Here is a 3,894-nt window from a genome sequence, read left to right as displayed (position 1 = left end):
GTGACGGACTGGTACAACCCCTTGGACCTGGAGGTCCTGCGCGACCCGTACCCGGTGCTGGCCGAACAGCGGATGCGTGAGCCAGTGTTCTGGCACGAGGGCATGGGTTCGTGGGCCCTGACCCGGTATCCGGACTGCGTGCGGATACTGCGCGACCACGAGACGTTCGCCCGTGACCCGCGGCGCACCGGGAGCACGGTGCCGGAGCCGTCGTTGAGCGTGCAGACGCTCGACCCGCCGCAGCAGAGCCGGGTCCGCTCCCTGTTCATGACCGCGTTGCGCGCCCAGGACCTGGCCGGGGTCGAGGACCGTGCCCGCCTCCTGGTGGGGGAGCGGCTCGATCAGATGGCCGGCGGGGGTCCGTTCGATGTGGTGGCCGAGATCGCGGTGCCGCTGTCCGTGGCGGTCGTGGCCGACCTGCTGGGAGTGGAGCCCCCGCCGTACGGGGAGTTCGCCGCGGTGTCGGACGCGATCATGCGGAGCATGGACGGCGGCCTCGACCCGGCGCTCGTGGAGCCGGGCCGGATCGCCCGCCAGCGGCTGAGTGATCTGGTCGACTCCTGGTTCGCGGCCTCGGCCCGGCCCGGTCTGCTGGCCCGGGTACGGCGGGCCACGGCCCCCGACTCCGACGCGCTGACCCGGCTCAATGTGAAGAACACGGCGCGGGTGATGTTCCAGGGCGGCTACAGCACGATGGCGGCCTCCGTCGGCAACGCCGTCCACACCCTCCTCACCCACCCGGGAACCCTCGACCGGATGCGGGACCGGGCGCTGCTGGCCACGGGGGTGGACGAGCTGGTGCGCTTCGACGGGCCGGTGCAGGGCACCACGCGCACGGCAGTGCGCTCCTGCCGGATCGGCGGCGTCGACATCGCCCCCGGGCAGAAGGTCGTCTCGCTGTTCGCGGCGGCCAACCGCGACCCGGCCGCCTTCGTACGGGCGAACGAGCTGGTGCTGGACCGCATCCCGAACCGCCACCTCGGCTACGGGTGGGGGCCGCACTCCTGCATCGGAACGACCGTCGCCCAGACGGGTCTGCGCGCCCTGGTCGCAGCCCTGAACGACTACCCGGCCCGGCTGACCGCCGCTGGCGATGGCGTACGGCGCCGGACGGCGACCATGCGGGCCTTCGAGGCGCTGCCCGCCGCCCTCCTCGCCTGATCCTTCCCCCGGCCCGGGTGCTGCGCGGCACCGCCCGGGGCGACCGCCCACGTCCTCAGGAGTCCGTTGTGCGCATCCTCATCGGCAACCACATCGATCCGTCCATCCGTGAGCGCGGCGACATGCGGGCCTGGACGCAGCGTCTGTTCTGGTTCGCCCGCCCCGGTGACCTGCTCGTCCTGTGCTGCGAGCCGGACGCCGCGTTCACCGGATACGCCCTGGCCCACACCGGCGTGAAACCGGAGGAGCTGACCGTCCTGGTCGCACCGGCCGGGGCATGGGGCGACCGGCTGCTCGATCCCCCTTCCTTGACCGTGCCCGCGTTCGTGGACAGGGTGCGGGCCGCGCTCGGTCCGGCCGGGGCCGGCGCGGTGAGCGAGGTGTTCGCGCTGTGGCCGTCGGCCGCCGTGGCGCGGCTCGCCGACGCCCTGGGCGTGGCCGACCGTTTCCCGGGCGCGGCCTTCTTCGGGCAGGGCGGCGGGGAGATCGGCAACAACAAGGCGAACTTCCGGGCCCTGGCGGTAGCGGCTGGGGTGCCGGTCCTGCCGGGCCGGGTCTGCCGCAGCCGCGCCGAAGCGACCGAAGCGACCGGCGTACTGCTGGAGCACTCCGCGTCGGGGGCCGTCGTGGTCAAGCAGGCTCACAACGGGGCCGGAGTCGGCAACCAGCTGCTCATCCGCGAACCGGCGATGGCCGTGGACCACGTCGGGGCCCGGCACCTGCACCATCTGGCCCCGGGCCCGGACGGCATCGCCGCGCACTGGGCCGAGCGGTGGCCGTGGGCGAGCGGGAACGACCGGTGGCCGGTCGTCGTCGAGGAGTTCGCGCCCGGTGCCGACGCGGTGTACTCCGAGCACTATGCCGCAGACGAGGGCGCCCGGGCCACCGCGATGGGCCGCCTGCTGTACGTCGGGCGGCGCCTGAGCCACCAGGTCGTGCCGCTGGACGGCGTCACCGCTCCGGTACGGGCGGCGCTGCTGGACGGCGGGGCCCGGCTGGCCGATGTGTACCGGGCGTTCGGCTACCGCGGGTACCTGAGCGCGGACGCCCTGGTCCTGCCCGACGGGAACGTGGCGTTCACGGAGGTCAACGCGCAAGTCTCTGGCAGCCTGCACATCTACCAGTCGATCGCCCACGGCATCGTCGACGTCGCCGCCGTACCGGCACGGCAGGTGGTCGAGTACCACGTCCCGCCCACCTGGGCGGTGCCCTCGTTCGCCGCCTTCCTGGCCGCGCTCGACGAGCTGGGCCTGGCGTACGACCCGGCCACCCGGACCGGGGTGATCATGTCGATGCCCGCCATCCCCCTGGAAGCGGGCGCCCCGGCGCAGTTCGTGTTCTGCATCGCCTACGACCCCGCCGAAGGGCACACGGCCGTGTTCGATCGGCTCGACGCGCGGTTCGCGACCGTGCCCGCCGGCACCTACGACGCCAGCCAGCACGTCGCCACCGGCGCCGTGTCCTTCTCCTCCTGACCCCTGGGAGCCTCACCATGACCAGCTCCCTCACCGCGGCCACCGAGGCCGCCCAGCTCTCCCCCGTCTTCGACGCGGACAAGCTCGCCGCCGAACTCGCGGCCGTCACCGCCCACACCTGGAACGTGCAGCGCACCCACACCTACGGCGGGCAGGCCTGCCCGCCGCGATCGACTGGCGGGTCCTGCCGCTGCGCAGTCTCGGCGGCGATCCGGAGCGCACCGACCCGGGCGGCCCTGGGCCGCAGCCGTTCGCGCCGACACACTGGCTCTCCCAACTGCCCTACCTCGGGGAAATTCTGGACTCGGTCCCGGCACCGCTGAACGCGGTACGCCTGATGGCGCTGGGGCCCGGCGCCGTCTCGGACCCGCACTGCGACCCCAAGTACCGCCTGGACCGGGGCATCGTCCGTCTGCACATCCCCGTCGTCACCGACCCGGGCGCCGTGCTCGTCCTGGACGGCGTCGAACACTGCTGGCAGCCGGGCACCTGCTGGTACGGAGACTTCTCCCGCGAGCACCTGGTGCGCAACACCAGCCAGGAGGTGACCCGGGTCCACGTCGTGATCGACGCGCTGCTCACCGCTGACCTCGCGGCCTGGTTCCCGGACTCCTGGCAGGAGCTCCTCGCCCACGGCGAGGTCCTGTTCAACCGCACCGGCCCAGCCGGGGTTCCCGCCTGGCCCGGCGGGCTGCCGTACGAGGCTCTGCTGCCGTCCGGGTTCGCGGACTTCGACTCTCCCGCCCCGCTGGACGGCTCCCTCATTCCTGCCCGCATCGACCACGCCGACGGTGTCCTCGCCCTGACGGTCGCCGGGCGCACCTTCGCGCTCGTCCCGGTCGACGGGACCGGAGAGTTCCGGTTCTCCGGCTGGAGCGAGCAGCGCACCCTCCAGCCGGACAGCGACGGCGGTGGTCTGACCCTGCGGGTACGCCGTGGCCGCGCGCTCGCCGACCGGCACGTGACCGCCGCGCCTCGCGCCTCCTGACCCGCCTCGCACACCCGAGAGGAACCCCATGCGCCTGAACAGTCACGACGACTTCACCCCGCTCAAGGAGATCGTCGTCGGGTCCGCCGCCAACTACCTGTCCCACGAGCGCGACGTCAGCTTCGAGCTGTTCCACCACGAGAACCTGAGCGGTTTCCGGTCGGACTGGGCCTATCCGCGCCTAATGGGAGCTACCGGGTCGTAGAGACTTGGTGCCGTAGCCGCCAGCAGGTGAGCACTCTCCGCGCCGGAAGCATCGACTTCTGAGGT

The 3,894-nt window shown here is 72.8% G+C and carries 4 protein-coding genes; all 4 read left to right on the top strand.

Annotation, left to right across the window (positions count from 1 at the left end):
• Positions 1-1,161, top strand: a 1,161-nt coding sequence (locus tag ACWF94_RS35805; protein ID WP_453498509.1) for a cytochrome P450, incomplete at its 5' end; no start/stop codon positions are given.
• Positions 1,162-1,229: 68 nt separating this feature from the next.
• The gene (locus tag ACWF94_RS35800; protein ID WP_453498506.1) at positions 1,230-2,636 is read left to right on the top strand and encodes a preATP grasp domain-containing protein; all 1,407 of its coding nucleotides are present in this window, start codon (positions 1,230-1,232) and stop codon (positions 2,634-2,636) included.
• The gene (locus tag ACWF94_RS35795; RefSeq protein ID WP_453498512.1) at positions 2,545-3,624 is read left to right on the top strand and encodes an aspartyl/asparaginyl beta-hydroxylase domain-containing protein; all 1,080 of its coding nucleotides are present in this window, start codon (positions 2,545-2,547) and stop codon (positions 3,622-3,624) included. The genes ACWF94_RS35800 and ACWF94_RS35795 overlap by 92 nt, the downstream gene beginning before the upstream one ends.
• Positions 3,625-3,652: 28 nt before the next feature.
• Positions 3,653-3,829 carry a hypothetical protein gene (locus tag ACWF94_RS35790; RefSeq protein ID WP_453498503.1) on the top strand — a complete coding sequence of 59 codons (177 nt, stop codon included), beginning with the start codon at positions 3,653-3,655 and terminating at the stop codon, positions 3,827-3,829.
• Positions 3,830-3,894 lie beyond the last annotated feature (65 nt).

The organism is Streptomyces sp. NPDC055078, from assembly GCF_053607985.1.
Note: the sequence above shows the minus strand (reverse complement) of the source record. Positions and strands in the feature narration are given on the sequence as shown.

Excerpts from the sequence above, each read along its gene's own strand:
- ACWF94_RS35790 (WP_453498503.1), top strand. The coding sequence starts at position 3,653 with ATGCGCCTGAACAGTCACGACGACTTCACCCCGCTCAAGGAGATCGTC.